The sequence below is a fragment of the Streptomyces griseomycini genome (assembly GCF_014203535.1).
Lineage (GTDB): Bacteria > Actinomycetota > Actinomycetes > Streptomycetales > Streptomycetaceae > Streptomyces > Streptomyces griseomycini.
The window spans coordinates 495,463-515,121 of sequence record NZ_JACHJI010000006.1 but is presented as its reverse complement, the minus strand read 5'-3'; the positions used below and the strand labels follow the sequence as shown (position 1 = coordinate 515,121).

Sequence of the window (19,659 nt, the reverse complement as noted above, 5' to 3'; positions counted from 1 at the left end):
CAGACCGTGAACACCGCCGCCACCCCGCCCACCGCCGTCCGCGAGGTGCCCCCCGGCCGGCCCCGGGGCACGGGCCCGCGCACCGGCTGGCACCGGCTGGAGGTCGCCGAGGTGCGCCGCCTCACCGCCGACGCCGTGGCCGTCGGCCTGGCCGTGCCCGCCGGCCTGCGCGAGGTCTTCGCCCACCGGCCCGGCCAGCACGTCGTCGTCCGGCACCGCCGCGCCGACGGCGAACTGCGCCGCAGTTACTCGGTGTGCCCGCCGCCGCACGATCCGGCCGCCCTGCGCCTGGTGATCAAACGCGGCGGACCCGACGGCTTCGGCGCCCACGCGACGACCCGCCTCGCGCCCGGCGACCACCTCGAACTCTCCCCGCCCCGCGGCTCGTTCGCGCTGCCGGAGCTGCCCGGTGCCCATCACGTCCTCGTCGCGGGCGGCTCCGGCATCACGCCGCTCGCCGCGATGGCCGCCGACGCGCTGCGCGGGGACCCGGCCTGCCGCGTCTCCCTGGTCCATTCGGCGCCCACCTCCGCGGACGCCCTGCTGGCCGACGAACTGGCCTGGCTGAAGGACGCGTTCGTCGACCGCTTCACCGTCCTGCACGTGCTCACCCGCGAGGACCGCGGACACGGCTGCGTCCCGTTCGGCGGGCGGATCGACGCCGTGGGGCTGTCCCGCCTGCTCACCGCCCTGGACGCCCGGCCCGCACCGGACACCGCCTACGCCCTGTGCGGCCCACCCGGTCTGGTCGCCACCGCACGGCGGGTGCTGGCGGACCGGGGGGCCGACCCCGCACTGGTCCGCTGGGAGCCGTTCACCCCCGCCGGGACCCCGCCGGCGGCACCGCGGGAGACACCGCGTCCTGCCGGGGCGTCCCCGGCAGGACCGGCGCCGGCCGCGGGGGAGACCCGCGTCACCGCGCTGCTCGCCGGGGACCGCCGCGTCGCCACGGTCCTGCCGCGGGACAGGACGATCCTCGACGCGCTGCTGCGGGCCCACCCCGACGTGCCGCACGCCTGCCGCGAGGGCGTGTGCGGCAGCTGCCGCGCCAAGGTCCTGTCCGGACAGGTGACGGCGGACGGCCGGCACGCCCTGGACGAGCGGGAGCGCGCCGCCGGCTACACCCTCGTGTGCCGGGCCAGGCCGCGCACCGCCGAGATCACCCTCGACTTCGACGCGTGACCCGCACCCGCGGCCACGCCGCCCACCGACGCAGCGACCCCGCGAAGGAGACAGACGTTGACCACCACCGCGCGCCACGCAGGGAAGACCGCCCTGGTCACCGGAGGCAGCCGGGGCATCGGCAGGGCCATCAGCCACCGCCTCGCCCGTGAGGGCGCCCTGGTGGCCGTCCACTACGGACACGACCGGACGGCGGCCGAACGGACCGTCAAGGAGATCGAGGCCGACGGCGGCCGGGCGTTCACCGTCCACGCCGAACTCGGGGTGGACGGCGACGCCGACGCCCTGTGGTCGGACTTCGACCGGGCCCTGGCCGCCCAGGGCGCGGAAGCCGGGCTGGACATCCTCGTCAACAACGCGGGCATCACCGTCCCGCGCCGCATCGCCGACGTGACCGAGGCCGACTACGACCGGGTGTTCGCGATCAACACCAGGGCGCCGTTCTTCATCATCCAGCGCGGCCTCGGCCGGCTGCGCGACGGCGGCAGGATCGTCAACGTCTCCTCCGTGGCGACCCGCGTCGCCTACCCGGCGATCGTCTCGTACACCATGACCAAGGCCGCCCTCGACTACCTCACCCTCGCCCTGGCCGAGGAACTGGGCCCCCGGGGCATCACGGTGAACGCCGTCGCGCCCGGCTACACCGAGACGGAGATCAACCCCACGCTCGCCGTCCCGGAGATCCGCCGCAGGTACTCCGAGGCCTCCGTGTTCGGCCGGCTCGGCGACCCGGTGGACATCGCCGACGTCGTCTCGTTCGTCGCGAGCGACGACGCCCGCTGGGTGACCGGTCAGTGGATCGACGCCTCCGGCGGTGCCCACCTCGGCGCGTGACGCCCGCCCCCGGCCGCAGCACTAGGAGATGCGATGAACAACAGCACGTCCGCTCTCGCCGATCCGGTGACGGACGACCCCCTGACCCGGCCCTTCGCGGGCGCGAGCCCCTACGACACGTACGTGCACGCGTCCGTCCTCAACACGCTGCAGCACCCGCTCACCGAGGCCCCGGACGAGATGGGCTTCCTCGTCACCACCCAGGTGATGGAGCTGTGGTTCACCCTGATCGCGCACGAGTGGCGCACGGCACGGACGGCCTTCGCGAAGGACGAGGCGCACACGGCGACGGAGGCGCTGGTCCGCAGCCGTCGCGCGCTGACCGCGCTCAACGGTGCCTGGGCGCCCATCGCCGCACTGACGCCCGCCCAGTTCAACGGCTTCCGCGCCGCGTTCGGCAAGGCGTCGGGCTTCCAGTCGGCGATGTACCGGCACCTGGAGTTCCTCCTCGGGGACAAGTCCGCCGGGCTGCTGCGCGCGCACCGGGGCGACCCGGCCGTCCACGAGGCGCTCGCCGAGACCTACCGCGAACCCTCCCTGTACGACGAGGTCCTGGCGTACCTGCACCGGCAGGGCCTGCCCGTCCCGCGGCACGTCCGGGAGCGGGACGTCACGACCCCGTACACCTCCGACCCCGGGGTGGTGGAGGTCTGGCGGCGCGTCTACGCCGGACCGCAGCACCACCCGCACCTCGCGCTGGGCGAACTGCTCACCGACATCGCCGAACTCGTGACCCGGTGGCGGTCCGAGCACGTCCTGGTGGTGCGCCGGGCCATGGGGGCCAGGCCCGGCAGCGCGGGCTCCGCGGGGCTCGCCTGGCTGGAGCGGCGCGCGGCCCGCCCGGTCTTCCCGGAACTGTGGGAGGTGCGCGGTGACGTCTAGGACCGTCTCGGCCTTCGCGGCCGAGGAGGAGAAGCGCGTCCTGAGCCTGAAGCCGGTGCTGGCACCGGTGCACGGCCGCTACGGGGACCACCCCCACCAGGTCTACGACGCCTGGCCGGCCGAGGACCCCGGAGCCCCGCTGGTGATCCTGCTGCACGGCGGCTACTGGCGCTACGACCGGATGCACCTGACGCCGTTCGCGGCCTGGCTCTCCCGGCAGGGCTTCGAGGTCCTGCTGCCCGGCTTCCGCCGCTCCGGCGGCGCGGGCGGCTACCCCGGGACCTTCGACGACGTCGCCCGGATCGTGGACACCCTGCCCGAGGGCCGGCCCTACGTGCTGGCGGGCCACTGCTCCGGCGGCCACCTGGCGCTGTGGTGCGCCGCGCGGGCCCTGCTGCCCCCCGGCTCGCGCTGGCACACGCGCACCCTGCCGACGGGCGTGCTGGCCCTCGCGCCGATCACCGACCTCACCGCCACCCGGCGGGACGACCTCAGCAACGGCGCGGCCCTCCAGCTCCTCGGCGGCGAGGAGGTGTTCGAGCGGCGGCTGCCCGAGGTCGACCCGCTGACCCTGCTGCGCGACGCCGGCACGACGGGGGTGCCCACCGTGCTGCTGCACGGGGCCGCCGACGAGGAGGTCCCGCTCACGCAGTTCGGCGACTACGCGGCCGTCCACCGGGACCTCAGGACGGTCGTCCTGCCCGGCACCGGCCACTACACCCTGATCGAACCGGAAGCACCCGGCGCCCGCGCGGTCGCCGACACCCTCCGGGAGATGTCGGCCGCCTTCACCCCGCGGCGGCCCGGCCGGGCGAGCGAGGAGACCGCGCGCCGATGACCACCGTCCCGTCCGCACCGACCGCGCCCACCGGACGCGGTGCGCACACCGCGCTGCGCGAGCTGGCCGCACGGCTCGACGCCGACGACGCCCTGGCCCCCCTGAGGGAGCGGTTCCTGCTCCCGGAGGGCGTCGTCTACCTCGACGGCAACTCCCTCGGACCGCTGCCCGCCGCCGTGCCGCCGGCCCTCACCGACGCGGTGACCCGCCAGTGGGGCACCGACCTGATCGGCTCGTGGAACGGCAACGGCTGGTGGGAGGCGCCCCTGCGGGTGGGCGACGCCATCGGCGCGCTCATCGGGGCCGCACCGGGACAGACGGTGGCGGGGGACTCCACCAGCGTGCAGCTGTTCACCGCGCTCAGCGCCGCCGCGGCGCTCCGCCCGGACCGACCGCTGCTGGTCACCGACCCCGGCCACTTCCCCACCGACCGGTACCTGGCGGACGCGGTCGCCGGGCAGCGGGGCCTGGAGGTGCGGCGGGTGCCGCCGGACGGCCTGGCGCGGTTCCTCGCCGCCGAGGGGGCCCGGGTCGCCGTGGTCAGCTACTCGCCCGTCGACTTCCGCACCGGCGAGCTGTACGACATGGAGGCGCTGACGCGGGCCGCCCACGACGCCGGCGCCCTCGCCCTGTGGGACCTGTGTCATGCCGCCGGAGCGCTCCCCCTGCGCGTCGACGACCTCGGCGTGGACCTCGCCGTCGGCTGCGGCTACAAGTTCCTCTCCGGCGGCCCCGGCGCCCCCGCCTACCTGTACGCGGCCCGGCGCCACCACGCCGCCCTGGAGACACCGCTGACCGGCTGGAACGGACACGCCGACCCGTTCGGACCGAGCCGGGACTACACACCCGCCCCGGGGATCTCCCGCGCCCGCATCGGCACCCCGCCGATCCTGTCCCTGCTCGCCCTCGAAGCGGCGCTCACCGCCTTCGACGGCGTGGACCTGACCCGGGTCCGTGCCAAGAGCCTGTCCCTGACCGGGTTCTTCCTGCGGTGCGCCGGTGAGCTCCTGGCGCCCGTGGGCTTCACCCCGGTGACACCGGCCGACCCGGACCGGCGCGGCAGCCAGGTCGCCCTGCGCCACCCGCACGCCCACGGGCTCGTGCGCGCCCTCGCGGAGCGCGGCGTGATCGCGGACATGCGCGCACCCGATTTCCTGCGCTTCGGCGTCAACGCCCTCTACACCACCCATCGCGACCTGCTCACCGCCGCGCTGGGCCTGCGGGACATCGTGCGTGCGGGCGCCTACGACCCGGCGCCTCCCGCCTCGGGACCGGTGACCTGAGCGCGTCGCGCCGCCGGTCGCCCACCGCCGCGAGGGACGACGGGACCGTCGGAGGATTGCCGTAACCCTCTTTCCGATATATCGTTGAAGCATCGCGACAGATCAACGATGGAATGGAGTGGTTGCGGTGCACACCCATGGTTCCGAGCACGGACACGGTCACGGCGGCCCGCGCGGCGGCTGGGGCGACTTCGAGAAGCTGCGCGCGGCCTTCGGGCCCTTCGGCCCGGGCGGCCCCGGTGGTCACGGGGGCCCCTTCGGCCCGGGGTTCGGGCAGGGCCCCTGGGGCGGACGAGGGCGCGGCGGTCCCAGGGGAAGGGCGCGGCGCGGTGACGTACGGGCCTCGATCCTGGCCCTGCTGAAGGACCGGCCCATGCACGGCTACGAGATGATCCAGGAGATCGCCGAGCGCAGCGGCGGGGCGTGGAAGCCCAGCCCCGGCTCGGTGTACCCCACCCTCCAGCTGCTGGAGGACGAGGGGCTGATCGCGAGTGAGACCGAGGGCGGCAAGAAGCTGTTCTCCCTCACCGACGCCGGTCGCACGGCGGCCGACGAAGGTCCCGACGCCCCCTGGGAGGAGGCCTCCCGCGGGGTCGACTGGGAGGCGCTGGGCGAGATCCGGCAGGCCGGCTTCGGGCTGATGGAGGCCTTCGGGCAGGTCTGGAAGACCGGCAGCAAGGAACAGCGGGAGAAGGCGCTCGCCGTCATCAACGAGGCCCGCAAGAAGCTGTACCTGATCCTCGCCGACGAGGGCTGACCGGCGGCGGGCCGGGGCCGGGAGGGGGCGTACGGCAAGGCGGCGCGCGCCCCTCGGGGTGAAACACCCTGATCTCCTCCGCAAGGAGGAGATCGCGGCCCGCGAAGTCCACTTCCCGTGGGACGCGGAAATGCTTCCCGGCGGGGATGCCCCGGGCCCGCGGGGCTGATGGGGTGGGGGATGTGCAACCCCGTACCCCCCGGCAGTCGGCCCACGAGTCCCGTGGGCAGGGATTCCACCGCGCGGACAACGATGCCAGGCTCAGTGCCGAGCTGGCAGCGGTGGTCGCCGGTGCCCGCCGCAGGGCGGTCCGGGACGGGGACCGCCAGATCGACACCGCCCATCTGCTGCACTCGCTCCTGGAGTCCGACGCCGGGGCGCGGGCCGTCTTCGGCGAGGGCCCGCACATCGCCCGGCTGCTCGGCTACCTGGTCCAGCGCAGCATCGGCTACGGCCTGCGCTGGCAGAGCGGCGTCGAGGACTCCGGCGGCGTCCCCGTGGCCGGGGAGGCTGCGGGCTTCTCGCCGCTGGCCGCGGCCTGCATGGAACGCGCCCGCGAGTGCGCCGCCCGTCGCGGCGACGGTCCGGCGTGCGGGGTGGATCTGCTCGCGGCGATCGTCGTTGACCCGCAGGCGCGGGCCGTCGAGGTGCTCGAGCGCGCCGGTGTCGACCCCGCGCGGCTGTCCGCCCGGATCGAGGCGCGGACCGGTGGACGGTGCGGAGCCCGTCCCGGGCGGTACGCCGTCGAGGGCGGCGACACGGCTCGCTGAGCGACCGGAGGGCCGCCGCGCCGTCCACTCGATGAGACAGGTGCCACAGGGGGTGACGCTCCTGTCGGTGCCTGTCATCATGTGCCGGTGCGTACCTCTGTCAGCACTCGGAGCACTCGTGGCAAAGGCGTCGGGCTCGGCCTCGCGCTGCTGTCCGCGGTGGCCTTCGGGGGATCCGGTGTCGCGGCCAAGCCGCTGATCGAGGCGGGTCTGGACCCGCTCCACGTCGTGTGGCTGCGGGTGGCGGGCGCGGCGCTCGTCATGCTGCCGCTGGCGGTGCGCCACCGGGGACTGCTGCGCAGCCGCCCGGGGCTGCTCGCCGGGTTCGGCCTGCTCGCCGTGGCCGGTGTCCAGGCCTGCTACTTCGCCGCCCTGTCCCGCATCCCCGTGGGTGTCGCGCTGCTGGTCGAGTACCTGGCGCCCGCGCTCGTGCTCGGCTGGGTGCGGTTCGTGCAGCGGCGGCCGGTGACCCGGGCCGCCGCGGTCGGCGTGGTCCTGGCGGTGGGCGGACTCGCCTGCGTCGTGGAGGTGTGGTCGGGCCTCGGCTTCGACGCCCTCGGACTGCTGCTCGCACTCGGCGCCGCCTGCTGTCAGGTCGGCTACTTCGTCCTGTCCGACCAGGGCAGCGACGCCGGCGACGAGGCCCCCGACCCGCTCGGCGTGATCGCCTACGGCCTGCTGGTCGGCGCCGCCGTCCTGACCGTCGTGGCCCGCCCCTGGTCCATGGACTGGTCCGTGCTCGCGGGCAGTGCCGAGATGAACGGCACCCCGGTCGCCGCCCCGGTGCTGCTGGCGTGGATCGTCCTGGTCGCCACGGTCGTCGCGTACGTCACCGGCGTGCTCTCGGTGCGCCGGCTCTCGCCGCAGGTCGCGGGCGTCGTGGCCTGCCTCGAGGCGGTCATCGCCACCGTCCTCGCCTGGGTCCTGCTCGGCGAGCACCTGTCGGCGCCGCAGATCGTGGGCGGTGCGGTCGTGCTGACGGGCGCCTTCATCGCCCAGTCCTCGGCACCGGCGAAGGGCTCCGACCGGCCGGTGGCGAGCGGTGGGCCCGAAAGGGAGTTGTCCACGCCGGGAAAGGCCGCATAAGGTGCTGATCATGCACGCGCACGCGCTTGTTCTTCCGCCCCCGGCCGCCTGAGGCGGGCCCTCCGGTACATCCGCCCGGCGTGTCGCCGGGCGTGACGGTGCTGCCCGCAGACGGAGTCCACGGACCCCGCCGCCCCGGCCCCGTGCGGGCCCGGGCCCCGGGTCTCCTTCCTCCCGCGCCACGGTGCTGTACGTGGTGCGCGTCATCCGCGGAGAGAACACGTGTCGAACGCCGTCTCCGGCCTGCCCGTCGGGCGAGGCCTGCTCTACCTGATCGTCGCCGGTGCCGCCTGGGGCACCGCGGGCGCGGCCGCGTCGCTGGTCTACCGGACCAGCGACATGGGCCCCGTCGCCCTGTCCTTCTGGCGCTGCGCGGCCGGGCTGGTGCTGCTGCTCGCCGCCCGGCTGCTGTCGCGGAGCGCGCGGACCGCCGAACCGGAGCCGCCCGGCCGCCGGGTGCTGCGGGCCGGAGCCACCGGGATCGGGCTCGCGGTCTTCCAGACCGCGTACTTCGCGGCCGTCTCCGCCACGGGACTCGCCGTGGCCACCGTCGTCACCCTCGGCGCCGGACCCGTGCTGATCGCGCTCGGCGCGCGCCTGACCATGGGCGAGCGGCTGGGGCGCGGCGGACTGGCCGCCGTCGCGGGTGCGCTCGCCGGACTCGCCGTGCTGGTCCTCGGCGGCGGGAAGGCGACCGTGGACCCGTGGGGCGTTCTGCTCGCGCTGCTGTCAGCGGCCGGCTACTCGGCGATGACGCTGCTCACCCGCTGGTGGGGACGCGACGGCGGCACGGACTCCTCCGGCAGGACCGTCGGGGCGTTCGCCGTCACCAGCCTGGTGCTGCTGCCGTTCGCCGCGGTCGAGGGGCTGGTGCCGCACACCGGCGCACCCGGCACGCTCCTGTTCCTCCTGGCGTACGTCGCCACCGTGCCGACGGCGCTGGCGTACGGCCTCTACTTCGCCGGCGCCGCCGTCGTGCGGTCGGCCACCGTGTCCGTGATCATGCTGCTGGAGCCGGTGAGCGCGGCGGTGCTCGCGGTCGCCCTGCTCGGCGAGCGGCTCACGGCGGCCACCCTGGTCGGCACCCTGCTGATGCTCGGCTCGGTCGCCGGGCTCGCGGTGGGCGAGGTGCGCGAGGCGCGGACCCGCGGTGCGCAGAGGGCGGCGGTGCCGGTGTGACGGCGCCGGGGCCCTTCCGGCGGAAGGGCCCCGGGTCACGCCTGCCGTCGGCGCAGGAGGTGCCCGCGGGCCGCCGCGTCACGCGCGCCGTCCCGGTCCGCCAGCCCGGCCGCGATCCGGTCCCTCACCGCCGGCGACCGCTTGCCCGCGTACTTGAACTTCGCCCGTACACCCGTCACTTCGAGCCGCAGCCCGCGGATGCCGGACAGCAGCCTCCCGTACGGGGCCTCGCCCACCGCCGCCCGTGCGGAGCCGCCCTCCGGCTGGAAGTGGCCGACCTGGCGGTTGAGGAGCTCGGCCTTCTGCGCCGGATCGTCCACGACACGGGCGTGGCACCGCAGCTGGACGGACGCGTAGAGGCTGGTCGGCACCCCGTGCTCGGGCGGGACGCCGGGCTCGGCCTGCCACGGGCCGGGGACGTAGACGTAGTCGTCGACCACGCTCAGCAGGACGACCGGGTTCGCCTCGATGGCCGGCCACAGCGGGTTGGGGCGGGCCAGGTGGGTGACCGCCTCGCCGCGTCCGGCGTCGTAGGCGAAGTGCAGGGGCTGGACGTGGGGCGGCTCGCCCGGCGGGCCGCCGACCGCCAGCTGCCCGAAGTCGTGTGCGGCCAGCCACTCCTGCCACTCGGCGTCGTCACGGGGCGCGTCCCAGGGGTGGACCAGCATCACAGGGCCGCCAGGTAGGGGGGCAGCGTGGTGTCGGGGGCCAGGCCGGGGTCGGCGAGCGGGGCGTCGTAGCCCTTGCGCAGCGGGACGACGCCGGCCCAGTGGGGCAGGGCGAGGTCCTCGGGCTCGTCGTTGACGCCGCCGGTGCGGAGCTTGGCGGAGACCTCGTTCAGGTCGAGACGGATCACCGCGGTGGCGGCCAGCTCCTTCTTGTTGGCCGGACGGGAGTCGGCGGCGCGACCCGGTACGACGTGGTCGACCAGGGCGTCGAGGGCCTGCCGCTTCTCCTCGGGGTCGGTCACGTCGTACGCCGGGCCGTGCACCACCACCGAGCGGTAGTTGATCGAGTGGTGGAAGGCCGAGCGGGCCAGCACCAGCCCGTCGACGTGGGTGACGGTCAGGCAGACCGGGAGACCGGCGTCGGCCCGGCCCGCCGCGCGCAGGGGGCGCGAGCCGGTCGAACCGTGCACGTAGAGCCGTTCGCCGACCCGGCCGTACAGCGTGGGCAGGACCACCGGGGCGCCGTCGCGGACGAAGCCGAGGTGGCAGACGTAGCCCTCGTCGAGTATCGCGTGCACCAGTTCCTTGTCGTACGCGGCCCGGTCGGGGGAGCGGGTGGGGACGGTGCGCTCGGTGGGCTGATAGGCGGTGGCGGGATGCTGCGGCGGCCGGGTCCCCTGCATGGCGTTCTCCATTGCACTAGTGCATAATTGGTTTTGTGCTAGGAGAGTATCGGATCAGTGGGCGGCGCGCAGCGGAGATTTCCGCGAGCATCGAGCGCGCGGTGGGGGACGGAGCGCTGCTTCCCGGCGAACTGCTGCCACCCATGCGGGAGTTGGCGACGCGCCTGGGGGTGAACCCGAACACCGTCGCGGCCGCGTACCGGACCCTGCGGGAGCGCGGGGTCATCGAGACCGCTGGCCGGCGGGGGAGCCGGGTGCGGCCCAAACCGGCCACCACGGCGCGCGACGCCGTCCGGATGGAGGTGCCGCAGGGCGTGCGGGACGTGTCCGACGGCAACCCCGACCCCGCGCTGCTGCCCCCGCTGGCCGAGGCGTTCGCCGCGGCGGCGGGGCTCGGCGACCGGGAGCCGGTGCTCTACGGGCACGCCCCGGTGGAGCCCGGACTCGCGCGCCTCGCGCGGGCCGGACTGGACGCCGACGGGGTTCCGGACGGGCCCGTCGCCGTCACCTCCGGTGCGCTGGACGCCCTGGAGCGGGTGCTCGCGGCGCACCTCAGACCCGGGGACGCCGTCGCCGTGGAGGACCCCGGGTGGGGGAGCGTGCTGGACCTCGTCCCGGCGCTCGGGCTGCGCACCGTCCCCGTCGGGGTCGACGACGACGGGCCGCTCCCCGACGACGTACGGCGCGCCCTGGCGGGCGGGGCCCGGGCGCTGATCGTCACGGACCGCGCGCAGAACCCGACCGGCGCCGCGCTGAGCGCCGCACGCGCGCGTGCCCTGCGGTCGGTGCTGGCCGACCACCCGGAGACGCTGCTGGTGGAGGACGACCACGGCCACCACATCGTCGACCTCCCCCTGCACACCCTCGCCGGCACCACCCGCACCTGGGCCTTCGTGCGCTCGGCGGCCAAGGCCTACGGCCCCGACCTGCGGCTCGCGGTGCTCACCGGGGACGCCGTCACGCTCGACCGGGTGTGCGGACGGCAGCGCCTCGGGCCCGGCTGGGTCAGCAGGACCGTCCAGCGCGCGGTGGTACGGCTGTGGACCGGCGGCGCGGTGGACCCGGCGGCCGTGGCGGCGGCGTACGGACGGCGGCGCGAGGCGCTGATCGCGGCGCTGGCCCGGCGCGGGATCGCGGCGCACGGGCGCAGCGGAATGAACGTGTGGGTGCCCGTCCCGGACGAGACCGGTGCCGTCGCCCGGCTGCTGCACGCCGGCTGGGCGGTGGCCCCCGGCGCACGCTTCCGGATGAGCGCGCCACCGGGCATCCGCGTCACCGTATCGACGCTCACGGAGGACGAGGCCGAGCTCCTGGGCGAGGCGATCGCCACGGCGCTCGGGCCGGCCGGGGAGCCGCCGAGGAGGTACGTCTAGGGGAGGGGCGTCCGGGAGGGCCGGGCGCGGCGGGCGCGGCTACGCCGCACGCTTCGGCCTGACCTGCGTGAGCGCCGCGCCCGCCAGCACGATCACCGCGCCCACCGGTGTCGACCAGGTCAGCGTCTCGCCGAGGAGCACGATGCCCGCCGCGGCGGCGATCACCGGGACGAAGTACGTGACCATCTGTCCGGTCGTCGGGCCGACCTCGGCGACCAGGCCGTACTGGATGAGCACCGCCAGGCCCGTGCCCAGCGTCCCCAGGGCCGCGACCGCCAGCAGCGGACCGACGGCGAAGCCGGCCGGCAGGGTGGTGAACAACGGTGTCACCACCGCCAGCTGGAGCGTGGCGAGCAGCAGCTGGCCGCCGGTCAGGGACAGGTTCGAGTGGCCGCTGCCCGCCAGGGTGCGGCGGACGTAGATCCAGCCGACGGGGTAGCTCAGCGAGGCCAGCAGGGCCAGTGCCGTGCCGCGGGCGTCCAGTCCCTCGAAGCCCTGCCAGGCGCCCAGCACGGTCAGCACCCCGAGGAAGCCCAGGCCCAGCCCCGCCACCCGCACCCGGGTCGGACGGTCCTCGGAGAGGGCGACCAGGGACAGGGCCATGCCCCACAGCGGCGAGGTCGCGTTGCAGATGCCCGCCAGTGTGGACGGGATGGTCAGCTCCGCGAACGCGAACAGCGAGAAGGGCAGCGCGTTCAGCAGGAACCCGGCGACCGCGAGGTGACCCCAGGTGCGCGCACCGCGCGGCAGCCGCTCCCGCCGCACCGCCATCGCGACCGCGAGGACGGCGGTCCCGAAGGCCAGTCGGCCGAGCGTGACCTGGAAGGGGGCGTAGCCCTGGGTGCCGACCTTGATGAGGAGGAAGCTGAAGCCCCAGATCAGGGACAGCGCGCCGAAGCGGAGCCGCCAGTCCAGGCGGGGACGGACACCGTCCGGGGCGGGGCCGGCCGGGGCCGGCGTGCGGGGGTCCGGCGGGGTGGTGGTCGCGGTGACACTGCTCATGCACGCAACGATGCTGGACGCGATCTCTTAGCACAATCGAGATTTCGCACCCGGTACCTCGTAGCATTGCTTACATGTTGAACCTGGAGCGCCTGCGCACCCTCGACGCCCTCGCCCGGCACGGCTCGGTCAGCGGGGCGGCCGAGGGGCTGCACATCACGACCTCGGCCGTCTCGCAGCAGATGTCCAAGCTGGAGCGCGAGGTCGGCCAGCAGCTGCTCGCCAGGAACGGGCGGGGCGTCCGGCTCACGGACGCGGGACGGCTGCTCGCCGAGCACGCCGCGCGCATCCTGTCCCAGGTGGAACTCGCCCAGTCCGACCTGGAGGCGCAGCGCGGGCAGGTCGCCGGCGAACTGCGCGTCTCGGCGTTCCCGACCGCCGCGCGGGGTCTGTTCCCCGGGGCGCTCGCGGACCTGCGCGAGCGGCATCCCGCGCTGCGCGTGCGCTCCCGCGAGCTGGAGCCGGAGAACGGCGTCGCGGGCGTGGTGCGCGGGGACCTCGATCTCGCGGTGGTGCTCGACTGGTACAACAAGCCGATGCCGCTGCCCGACGGCCTGGTCAAGGCCCTCGTCCTGGACGACCCGGCCGATGTGGCGCTCTGGGCCGGCCACCGGCTCGCCGGCCGTGACGAGGTGGACCTCGCCGAGCTCGCCGAGGACGAGTGGATCACCTGGGGCGAGGGCGAGTTCTGCCACGAGTGGCTGATGTTCACGCTGCGCTCCAAGGGCATCGAGCCGATCATCGGCCACCGCGCCGCCGAGAGCCACACCCAGCTCGCCCTGGTCGCCGCGGGCCTCGGCGTCTGCGTCGCCCCGCTGCTCGGCCGCGATCCGCTGCCCGACGGGGTGGTGACCCTTCCGCTCAGGCAGCGCGTGCGGCGGCACGTGTTCGTCGTCTGGCGCGCGGACGGCGACCGCCGTCCCTCGATCCGCGCGGCGGTGCAGGCCCTGCGGGAGGCCGGGAAGAGGGTGGGCTCGGTCGGGGAGAGCGCGGGGGACGGGGAGTGAGGCGGGCGGCGGGGCGGCCGCCGTGCCCGCCCCGCCGCCGAGCCGCTCGCCGCCGGAGCGCCCGCGCAGGAGCGTCCGCCGCCGGAGCTTTCGCTACCGGAGCGTCCGCAGCTTCCTGAAGTCCCAGGACACGACCTTCTCCGGCGTCAGCCGCATCCAGGCGTGCCGGCCGTCGTGGGGCATCTCGTCCAGGCCGAAGTACTTCCGGGCGAACAGGGTCTCGGGGACGTCGAGTTCCGCGCACAGCTCGCCGGTGCGCGGAACCTCGCCCACGACCTCCATCCGCCCGGACAGCTCCGCACCGCGCAGCTCGTCGTACTCCTCGCCCGTGTCCACCGCGACCGCCGCCCGGGGGTCCCGGCGCAGGTCCGCCCAGCGCTTGCTGCGGACGACCGAGTACAGCCACAGCGAGGTGCCGTCCCAGACGAACCAGAGTGCGCTGACGTGCGGCGCGCCGTCGGCGGACACCGTGGCGACCCGGCAGGTGCGCTGAGCGGTGAGGAAGTCGTCCAGCTCACCCGGCGTCATCATGATCTTTCGGCCCCGGCGTTGCGTGGCGGTCATGCGGTCCCTCTTCTCTCGCGTCGTGCCGGAGGGAGATCCCCTGACAACACCTCGGGGAAGGATGAACCGTCCTCCTTCCCCGCGCAACGGTGGGATGCCTGCCGCAGCACCCGCTCAGGCGAGGGTGATCGAGTCGCCGCTGACGGTGATCTGCACGGAGGGCAGCGGTTCGGTCGCCGGGCCGCTCTTCACGCTGCCGTCGGTGATGGAGAAATTGCTGTTGTGACAGGGGCAGTTGATGACCCCGTCGGCGACGCTCTTCACCGCGCACCCCTGATGGGTGCAGGTCGCCGAGAACGCCTTGAACTCGCCCGCCGTCGGCTGCGTGACCACCACCTTGCGGTCGGCGAAGACCTTTCCACCGCCCTCGGGGATGTCGGCGGTCGCGGCGAGCGGGGCGCCGCCGGCGGCGTCGTCGCCGCCGTCCGAACCACCGCTGCCCGCGTCGCCGTCGCCCTGCGAGCCGCCCGCGGAGCCGGAGTCCACGGAGGAGGACGACGCGTCGTCGGACCCCCCGCACGCGGTCAGCGCGACGGCGAGGCCCGCCGCTCCGGCCGCCGCCACGACGGTTCGACGGGCCGGCCCCGTGGGGGCACCGCCCTGCTCGAGCGAAGCCGAGAGCTCGGGGGAGGGCTGAAGCGATGCGCTGGTCATGCCGGTGTGTTCCTTCCGGGAGGAGGCGTGATCTGTGCAGAGGTACGGTCGGTGGGCACGCGTCGTTCAGGCACTGCCGAGAGCTTGGCCTGCCCGCGGTCGGACCGGCGTAAGCCACGGCTGTCGTTTCGCTGTCGGCGTCGGAGCCCGGCCCGCCGGGCCGGCGGCTGTCCCTCCGCGGTCCGGACGTGGCTCGGCGGTGCCGCCCGAGGCCGTTCCGGCCTTCACGGGGAGGACCTCGCGGGCCTGCGCCGCGGCGCGGATGTCGCTCGCCCCGACGAAGTCGACGAAGCCGAGGCCGGCCGGCTCTGCGACCGCATCGCCGCCGAGCCCGAGCGGCTCCTCCCGGCGGCCACGTGCGGCTGCGCTTCACCGGCCCGGTGGCGCACGAACGGGCGGCGACCGCCCCGCGGGACGTCACCCGGGACGACGGATCCCCCGCCCCGCGGATGCCCGGCGACGGCAGCCGGCGCGGGCTGCGCGCCGTCCCCGCCCGGCCCGCCGCTTCGACGACCCGGTGAGCGCGGGCACCGGCGGCACCGTGGCCGCAATCGCGGTCTCCGTCTCCGACGACATGACCGGGGACGTCATCGCCCGCCTCCGCACGATGGCGGTCCACCGCGGCTCCGTGCTCACCGGGCACGTCACCGGCAGCGTGCCGCAGTCGGTCACGGGCGTGGTCCTCGTGGGCGCCGCCGACGTGGCCGTCGGCTTCACCCCGGTCGCCCCCCGGGCCGGCCGCTTCCCGTGCCCCGCCCCGGGGCGGCGCACACCGGCACCTGCACCGTCGCCCGTCGCACCACCGCGGCTCTCCAGCGTCCAGCGGCGACTTGGTAGGGTGCGCAGGTTGCGCCGCTTGGAGAGCCGCGGAAGGGCTCGGGGGAGAGGGGACGGGCGACGGTGCAGGTGTCGGAGCTCCCACGCGCGGTGGCCGCGGCCGTGTCGACCGCCTCGTCACTCGGCCTGACGGTCGACGACGCGACCGTCCTCCACGACTCGAACAAGCTCACCCTGCGTCTGCTGCCTTGTGACGTCCTGGCCCGGGTGGCGCCCGTAGCGCATCAGGTCGCCCAGCTCGAGGTCGAGCTCGCTCGGCGGCTCGCCGGATCCGGGTGCCCCGTGGCCGTTCTCGAGCCCCGGGTGGAACCACGCGTCCATGAGCGTGACGGCTTCGTGGTCACGCTGTGGACCTACTACGAACCCGTGACACCTCGACAGGTCCCACCGGTCGACTACGCCGACGCGCTCGAGCGACTGCACGCCGGCATGCGCGGGCTCGACGTCCCGACGCCGCACTTCACGGATCGAGTCGAGCAGGCCCGACGCCTCGTGGCGAACCGCGACCGCACTCCGGCGCTCGCCGACGCGGACCGCCGGCTGCTCGACGACACGTTGCGGAGCCTGGGACGAGCGATCGCCGAGCGCGGCGCCGCCGAACAGGTGCTGCACGGCGAACCGCACCCGGGCAACGTGCTCACCACGAAGAACGGGCCGCTGTTCACGGACTTTGAGACGTGTTGCCGCGGGCCCGTCGAGTTCGACCTCGCCCATGCGCCCGAAGAGGTCGGCGAGCACTATCCGGGCGTCGACCGGGACCTGCTGCGCGAGTGCCGGATCCTCGTGCTGGCGATGATCACAGCGTGGCGCTGGGACCGGGACGACCAACTCCCGGACGGGCGGCGACTGGGCGCGGAGTGGCTCAGCCAGATCCGGGCAGCGCTCGATCGCAACGACCTGGACCCCGCGGCCGATCACGGACCTTCGAGGCCGTAGCCGGTCGGCCCGCCGGCTTCGGCAGGACGGCCGGCAGGCCCGGGACCTCCCGGGCCGTGGCCACGAAGCACGACGAGCGGGCCCGTGTCTTCCACGACACCGCCACCGCCGCCGCGATCCGGCTCCGTCCGTGAGCCGCCGGACGGAACCCGGCGGCGGGGCGCTCGAAAACCAGTGGAGCGGCGCCGCCGTGCGCCACTACCGTGCCGCCGAACCGAGTCGTCTGGTCGAGGACGTGCCGTTGTACACCCTGTGAGACCTCCCGAGCGCTGATGTGTCGCGCGTCGCGCATGCGCGCCGCGCCCCTTTTTGCTGCGGACTTCTCACTGAAACCGGTGTACTTCTGTGCTCAAGAACTGGGTGGTCGCGCCCACCTGCCTGCCGCTCGTTCGCCGCCGTTGCCACGCGTGCGCGTCCGAGCGCTTCCGGGCGAGCGGTAGATTTCGCGTCAACGCGCACCACAAGCTCATCGACGCCTGGCTCCTCGTCCTCTGCACCGCTTGCGGGGAAACCGCGAAGCTCACGCTCCTGGAGCGGACGAACGTGCGCTCCGTACGGCCCGAGCTGCTGGACCGCCTGCATGACAACGACCCCGGCCTGACGGCCGAGCTGCTCCAGGACCCGGTCGTGCAGCGCCGCAACCGCATCGCCCTCGACTGGGACAACGCCTGGCGCCTCGACACCGGCGGACCGGATCACCTGGACCGTGAGGTGATCGACGTCTCGGTCCGCTTCGCGGCGCGGATCCCCGTCCGGCCGGTGCGGCTGATCGCCGAAGGCTGCGGTCTCCCACGGGCCGGGGTCGAGAGACTGATCAGGGAGGGGGGACTCGTCTCGGCAGTCCGGCTGAACGGCAGGCTCTCCGGCGACTTCGCCTTCACGCTCAAGCGCTGAGCCCTCCTCGGGGCCGGGGCCTGTCCGGCGGGATCCGCCGGACAGGCCCCGGCCCGACCGGAGAACCGGAGGGTCCTGCGCGACTGCTTCCCCCGGCGTCTCCGGCCGACGCGCATCGGGACCGAGCGGCCGTCCGCTTCCCGCCACCGCGGTCCCGCCGCGCTCCCGACGCGTGCGCCGGGCGCACGGGCCAGCCCCTGCACGTCGTTCCGCACCGGGGCCACCTCCCACCGGCGGAGGCGGGGCTTCCACAAGGTCGTGGATTGCAAGATCAAGGGATCGCGTAGCCTGGGGAAATGCTGACCGAGGTCACCGCCACCCGCTACATCACCCCCCTGCGCGAGGGCGGCTCGCTGCCGGGACTGATCGAGGCCGACGACCTCGGGACCTACGTCCTGAAGTTCACCGGCGCGGGACAGGGCCGCAAGACGCTGGTCGCCGAGGTGGTCTGCGGGGAACTCGCCCGTCGGCTGGGGCTGAGGGTGCCGCGCCTGGTCACCGTCGCACTCGACCCCGTGCTGGGGCTGGGCGAGCCCGACCAGGAGGTGCAGGAGCTGCTGAAGTCCAGCGGCGGCACCAACCTCGGCATGGCCTTCCTCTCCGGCGCCCTCGGCTTCGACCCGCTCGCCTTCGAGGTGAGCCCCGAGGAGGCCGGGCGGATCGTCTGGTTCGACGCGCTGGTGAACAACGTCGACCGCTCCTGGCGCAACCCCAACCTGCTCCGCCTGCGCGGCGAGCTCTGGCTCATCGACCACGGGGCGACCATGATCTGGCACCACAACTGGCCCGGTGCCGCGAACTCCGCCGCGCGCCCCTACGACGCCTCCGACCACGCCCTGAAGCCCTTCGCGCCGGACGTGGCCGCCGCCGCCGCGGAACTGGCGCCGCAGGTCACCGCGGAGCTGCTCGCCGAGGTCACCGCGGAGATCCCCGACGTGTGGCTGACCGGCGAGCCCGGCTTCGACGCGCCGGACGAGCTCCGGCGGGCCTACGTCCGGCCGCTGCTCGCCCGCGCGGCCACCGTCCACCAGCGCATCCACGGCCTCGAGGGGGACCAGTGAGCGACCGGCACGTCTTCGAGTACGCGCTGCTGCGGGTGGTGCCGCGCGTCGAACGCGGTGAGTGCGTCAACGCGGGAGTGCTCGTGTACTGCCGCCCCGAGTCGTTCGTCGCGGCCCGAACGCACCTCGACGAGGCGCGGCTGCTGGCCCTCGACCCGGAGGTCGACCTGCCCGGCGTGCGGGCCGCGCTGCGCGCCGTCGAGGACGTCTGCGCGGGCGGTGACGCGGCGGGGCAGGCCGCGCACGACGACGCCGGGCGGCGCTTCCGCTGGCTGATCGCGCCCCGCTCCACCATCGTCCAGCCGGGCCCCGTGCACACCGGGCTCACCGCCGATCCGGCGGCGGAGGTGGAACGGCTGCTCGACCTGCTCGTGCGATGACCCGGCCGGCCCCCGGTGGGGCCACCGCCCCGGCCGTCACCGCCGGCGGCACCGTCACCGCCGGTGACCCCGTCACGGCCGGCGGCGTTTCACCAGGTAGGCGGTCGCGAGGAGGGCGCCCGTCACGAACGTCGCGCCGATCCCCACGTCCCAGCCGCTCGGTCCGGTGCCCGACGAGCCGCCCGTGCCGCCCTGCACGCCGCGCGTCGGTGCGGCGGTGGCGGGAGTCGCGGACGCGGCGGGAGGAGGGGCGGGGGTCGTGGTTCCGGCGGAAGGGACGGGGGCAGGGGGCGCGAACCCGGTCGCAAGTGTCGTGGGCGCGGTCGGGCCGGTGGGAGCGGGGGCGGGCGTCAGAGCTGGGGCGGGTGTCAGAGCGGGGGCGGGCGTCCTGGGCCGGGTGGTGGACGAGGTGAGACCGCGCCGGGGGAGCTCCTCGCAGGCCACTCCGTCGTCCGGTCCCAGCTCCTCGTCGAGCCGGTGGGGGTCACCCGGGTCCGTGCCGAGCAGGTGCTGCGCGTCCTCCTGGAAGGCGAAGTCGCGGCAGTCCAGATCCTGGGCGTGAGCGGTGTCGGCCGACGGCACGATCGCGGTGAGCGCGATCAGCGCGCCTATGGCACCGGTGCGACGGCGCATGGAGCGCCTCCTTTCCGGTCACGGGTGGCTCGCGCTTCGACGCTAGGGGCCGCCCGGGACGGGGGCGCGCAGCGCTGGGCCGATCGGGTGCTCCGCGCGGGGGCCGGCGCGGGCCGGCGACGGGCGGGACGCGGCCTGTCGCGGAGCCGGTCGTGC

The 19,659-nt window shown here is 75.0% G+C and carries 22 protein-coding genes and 1 pseudogene; 17 read left to right on the top strand and 6 right to left on the bottom strand.

Going from position 1 to position 19,659, the window contains the following annotated elements; all coding sequences use genetic code 11:
• Positions 1-6: 6 nt before the first annotated feature.
• The 9 genes from FHS37_RS20055 to FHS37_RS20015 all read left to right on the top strand — a co-directional run bounded on the left by FHS37_RS20055 (position 7) and on the right by FHS37_RS20015 (position 8,811).
• Entirely contained in the window at positions 7-1,182 is a 1,176-nt protein-coding gene (locus tag FHS37_RS20055; protein ID WP_184823146.1) for a 2Fe-2S iron-sulfur cluster-binding protein, read from the top strand.
• A 57-nt stretch (positions 1,183-1,239) separates the two neighbouring features.
• On the top strand, positions 1,240-2,016 hold the full coding sequence (locus FHS37_RS20050; RefSeq protein WP_184823144.1) for an SDR family oxidoreductase: 777 nt from the start codon (positions 1,240-1,242) through the stop codon (positions 2,014-2,016).
• 33 nt (positions 2,017-2,049) lie between these two features.
• Positions 2,050-2,898 (top strand): tryptophan 2,3-dioxygenase, encoded by an 849-nt coding sequence (locus tag FHS37_RS20045; RefSeq protein WP_184823142.1) that lies wholly within the window; start codon positions 2,050-2,052, stop codon positions 2,896-2,898.
• Positions 2,888-3,736 (top strand): alpha/beta hydrolase family protein, encoded by an 849-nt coding sequence (locus FHS37_RS20040; RefSeq protein ID WP_184823140.1) that lies wholly within the window; start codon positions 2,888-2,890, stop codon positions 3,734-3,736. Before FHS37_RS20045 ends, FHS37_RS20040 begins: the two co-directional genes overlap by 11 nt.
• Positions 3,733-5,019, top strand: coding sequence for a kynureninase (locus tag FHS37_RS20035; RefSeq protein ID WP_184823138.1), 1,287 nt, complete (start codon positions 3,733-3,735; stop codon positions 5,017-5,019). Before FHS37_RS20040 ends, FHS37_RS20035 begins: the two co-directional genes overlap by 4 nt.
• Before the next feature lie 127 nt (positions 5,020-5,146).
• The gene (locus tag FHS37_RS20030; protein ID WP_373304222.1) at positions 5,147-5,776 is read left to right on the top strand and encodes a PadR family transcriptional regulator; all 630 of its coding nucleotides are present in this window, start codon (positions 5,147-5,149) and stop codon (positions 5,774-5,776) included.
• Between the two features lie 182 nt (positions 5,777-5,958).
• Positions 5,959-6,546: a Clp protease N-terminal domain-containing protein gene (locus FHS37_RS20025; RefSeq protein WP_229889734.1), complete on the top strand. Its 588-nt coding sequence runs from the start codon at positions 5,959-5,961 to the stop codon at positions 6,544-6,546.
• Positions 6,547-6,627: 81 nt separating this feature from the next.
• Positions 6,628-7,632, top strand: a complete 1,005-nt coding sequence (locus FHS37_RS20020; RefSeq protein ID WP_184823131.1) for an EamA family transporter — start codon at positions 6,628-6,630, stop codon at positions 7,630-7,632.
• 222 nt (positions 7,633-7,854) lie between these two features.
• Entirely contained in the window at positions 7,855-8,811 is a 957-nt protein-coding gene (locus tag FHS37_RS20015) for a DMT family transporter (RefSeq protein WP_184823129.1), read from the top strand.
• 35 nt (positions 8,812-8,846) lie between these two features.
• Here FHS37_RS20015 and FHS37_RS20010 read toward each other — a convergent pair whose 3' ends face one another.
• Positions 8,847-9,479, bottom strand: a complete 633-nt coding sequence (locus FHS37_RS20010; RefSeq protein ID WP_184823127.1) for an FMN-binding negative transcriptional regulator — start codon at positions 9,477-9,479, stop codon at positions 8,847-8,849.
• Positions 9,479-10,162, bottom strand: a complete 684-nt coding sequence (locus FHS37_RS20005) for a pyridoxamine 5'-phosphate oxidase family protein (RefSeq protein WP_184823270.1) — start codon at positions 10,160-10,162, stop codon at positions 9,479-9,481. The genes FHS37_RS20010 and FHS37_RS20005 overlap by 1 nt, the downstream gene beginning before the upstream one ends.
• 35 nt (positions 10,163-10,197) lie before the next feature.
• Here FHS37_RS20005 and FHS37_RS20000 point away from each other — a divergent pair, with 35 nt between their 5' ends.
• Entirely contained in the window at positions 10,198-11,535 is a 1,338-nt protein-coding gene (locus tag FHS37_RS20000) for an aminotransferase class I/II-fold pyridoxal phosphate-dependent enzyme (protein WP_184823125.1), read from the top strand.
• A 39-nt stretch (positions 11,536-11,574) separates the two neighbouring features.
• On the opposite strand, the gene FHS37_RS19995 is transcribed toward FHS37_RS20000, so the two are convergent.
• A complete protein-coding gene (locus FHS37_RS19995; protein WP_184823123.1) occupies positions 11,575-12,537 on the bottom strand; it encodes a DMT family transporter in 963 nt (320 codons plus the stop codon).
• Positions 12,538-12,611: 74 nt separating this feature from the next.
• Here FHS37_RS19995 and FHS37_RS19990 point away from each other — a divergent pair, with 74 nt between their 5' ends.
• Complete coding sequence (locus tag FHS37_RS19990; RefSeq protein WP_184823121.1) at positions 12,612-13,544, top strand: LysR family transcriptional regulator; 933 nt, start codon at positions 12,612-12,614, stop codon at positions 13,542-13,544.
• Positions 13,545-13,637: 93 nt separating this feature from the next.
• Here the strand turns inward: FHS37_RS19990 and FHS37_RS19985 are convergent, their stop codons facing one another.
• Complete coding sequence (locus tag FHS37_RS19985) at positions 13,638-14,108, bottom strand: pyridoxamine 5'-phosphate oxidase family protein (RefSeq protein ID WP_184823119.1); 471 nt, start codon at positions 14,106-14,108, stop codon at positions 13,638-13,640.
• A 114-nt stretch (positions 14,109-14,222) separates the two neighbouring features.
• The gene (locus FHS37_RS19980) at positions 14,223-14,762 is read right to left on the bottom strand and encodes a Rieske (2Fe-2S) protein (protein ID WP_184823117.1); all 540 of its coding nucleotides are present in this window, start codon (positions 14,760-14,762) and stop codon (positions 14,223-14,225) included.
• 532 nt (positions 14,763-15,294) lie between these two features.
• Here FHS37_RS19980 and FHS37_RS39695 point away from each other — a divergent pair.
• The 6 genes and pseudogenes from FHS37_RS39695 to FHS37_RS19960 all read left to right on the top strand — a co-directional run.
• A pseudogene (locus FHS37_RS39695) lies at positions 15,295-15,477 on the top strand (ABC transporter permease); the annotation flags it as partial.
• Between the two features lie 185 nt (positions 15,478-15,662).
• Complete coding sequence (locus FHS37_RS19975; RefSeq protein ID WP_184823115.1) at positions 15,663-16,535, top strand: phosphotransferase; 873 nt, start codon at positions 15,663-15,665, stop codon at positions 16,533-16,535.
• A 130-nt stretch (positions 16,536-16,665) separates the two neighbouring features.
• Positions 16,666-16,791 carry a hypothetical protein gene (locus tag FHS37_RS40555; protein ID WP_268254576.1) on the top strand — a complete coding sequence of 42 codons (126 nt, stop codon included), beginning with the start codon at positions 16,666-16,668 and terminating at the stop codon, positions 16,789-16,791.
• 89 nt (positions 16,792-16,880) lie between these two features.
• Positions 16,881-17,429, top strand: coding sequence for a DUF1062 domain-containing protein (locus FHS37_RS19970; protein ID WP_184823113.1), 549 nt, complete (start codon positions 16,881-16,883; stop codon positions 17,427-17,429).
• A 296-nt stretch (positions 17,430-17,725) separates the two neighbouring features.
• Positions 17,726-18,490 carry a HipA family kinase gene (locus tag FHS37_RS19965; RefSeq protein WP_184823111.1) on the top strand — a complete coding sequence of 255 codons (765 nt, stop codon included), beginning with the start codon at positions 17,726-17,728 and terminating at the stop codon, positions 18,488-18,490.
• Positions 18,487-18,870 carry a DUF3037 domain-containing protein gene (locus FHS37_RS19960; RefSeq protein ID WP_184823109.1) on the top strand — a complete coding sequence of 128 codons (384 nt, stop codon included), beginning with the start codon at positions 18,487-18,489 and terminating at the stop codon, positions 18,868-18,870. Before FHS37_RS19965 ends, FHS37_RS19960 begins: the two co-directional genes overlap by 4 nt.
• Before the next feature lie 72 nt (positions 18,871-18,942).
• Here the strand turns inward: FHS37_RS19960 and FHS37_RS19955 are convergent, their stop codons facing one another.
• Entirely contained in the window at positions 18,943-19,503 is a 561-nt protein-coding gene (locus FHS37_RS19955) for an excalibur calcium-binding protein (protein ID WP_184823107.1), read from the bottom strand.
• Between the last annotated feature and the right edge of the window lie 156 nt (positions 19,504-19,659).

Excerpts from the sequence above, each read along its gene's own strand:
- FHS37_RS20035 (WP_184823138.1), top strand. The coding sequence starts at position 3,733 with ATGACCACCGTCCCGTCCGCACCGACCGCGCCCACCGGACGCGGTGCG.
- FHS37_RS20045 (WP_184823142.1), top strand. The coding sequence starts at position 2,050 with ATGAACAACAGCACGTCCGCTCTCGCCGATCCGGTGACGGACGACCCC.
- FHS37_RS19965 (WP_184823111.1), top strand. The coding sequence starts at position 17,726 with ATGCTGACCGAGGTCACCGCCACCCGCTACATCACCCCCCTGCGCGAG.
- FHS37_RS19980 (WP_184823117.1), bottom strand. The coding sequence starts at position 14,762 with ATGACCAGCGCATCGCTTCAGCCCTCCCCCGAGCTCTCGGCTTCGCTC.
- FHS37_RS19990 (WP_184823121.1), top strand. The coding sequence starts at position 12,612 with ATGTTGAACCTGGAGCGCCTGCGCACCCTCGACGCCCTCGCCCGGCAC.
- FHS37_RS19955 (WP_184823107.1), bottom strand. The coding sequence starts at position 19,503 with ATGCGCCGTCGCACCGGTGCCATAGGCGCGCTGATCGCGCTCACCGCG.
- FHS37_RS19985 (WP_184823119.1), bottom strand. The coding sequence starts at position 14,108 with ATGACCGCCACGCAACGCCGGGGCCGAAAGATCATGATGACGCCGGGT.
- FHS37_RS19995 (WP_184823123.1), bottom strand. The coding sequence starts at position 12,537 with ATGAGCAGTGTCACCGCGACCACCACCCCGCCGGACCCCCGCACGCCG.
- FHS37_RS20010 (WP_184823127.1), bottom strand. The coding sequence starts at position 9,479 with ATGCTGGTCCACCCCTGGGACGCGCCCCGTGACGACGCCGAGTGGCAG.
- FHS37_RS20005 (WP_184823270.1), bottom strand. The coding sequence starts at position 10,162 with ATGCAGGGGACCCGGCCGCCGCAGCATCCCGCCACCGCCTATCAGCCC.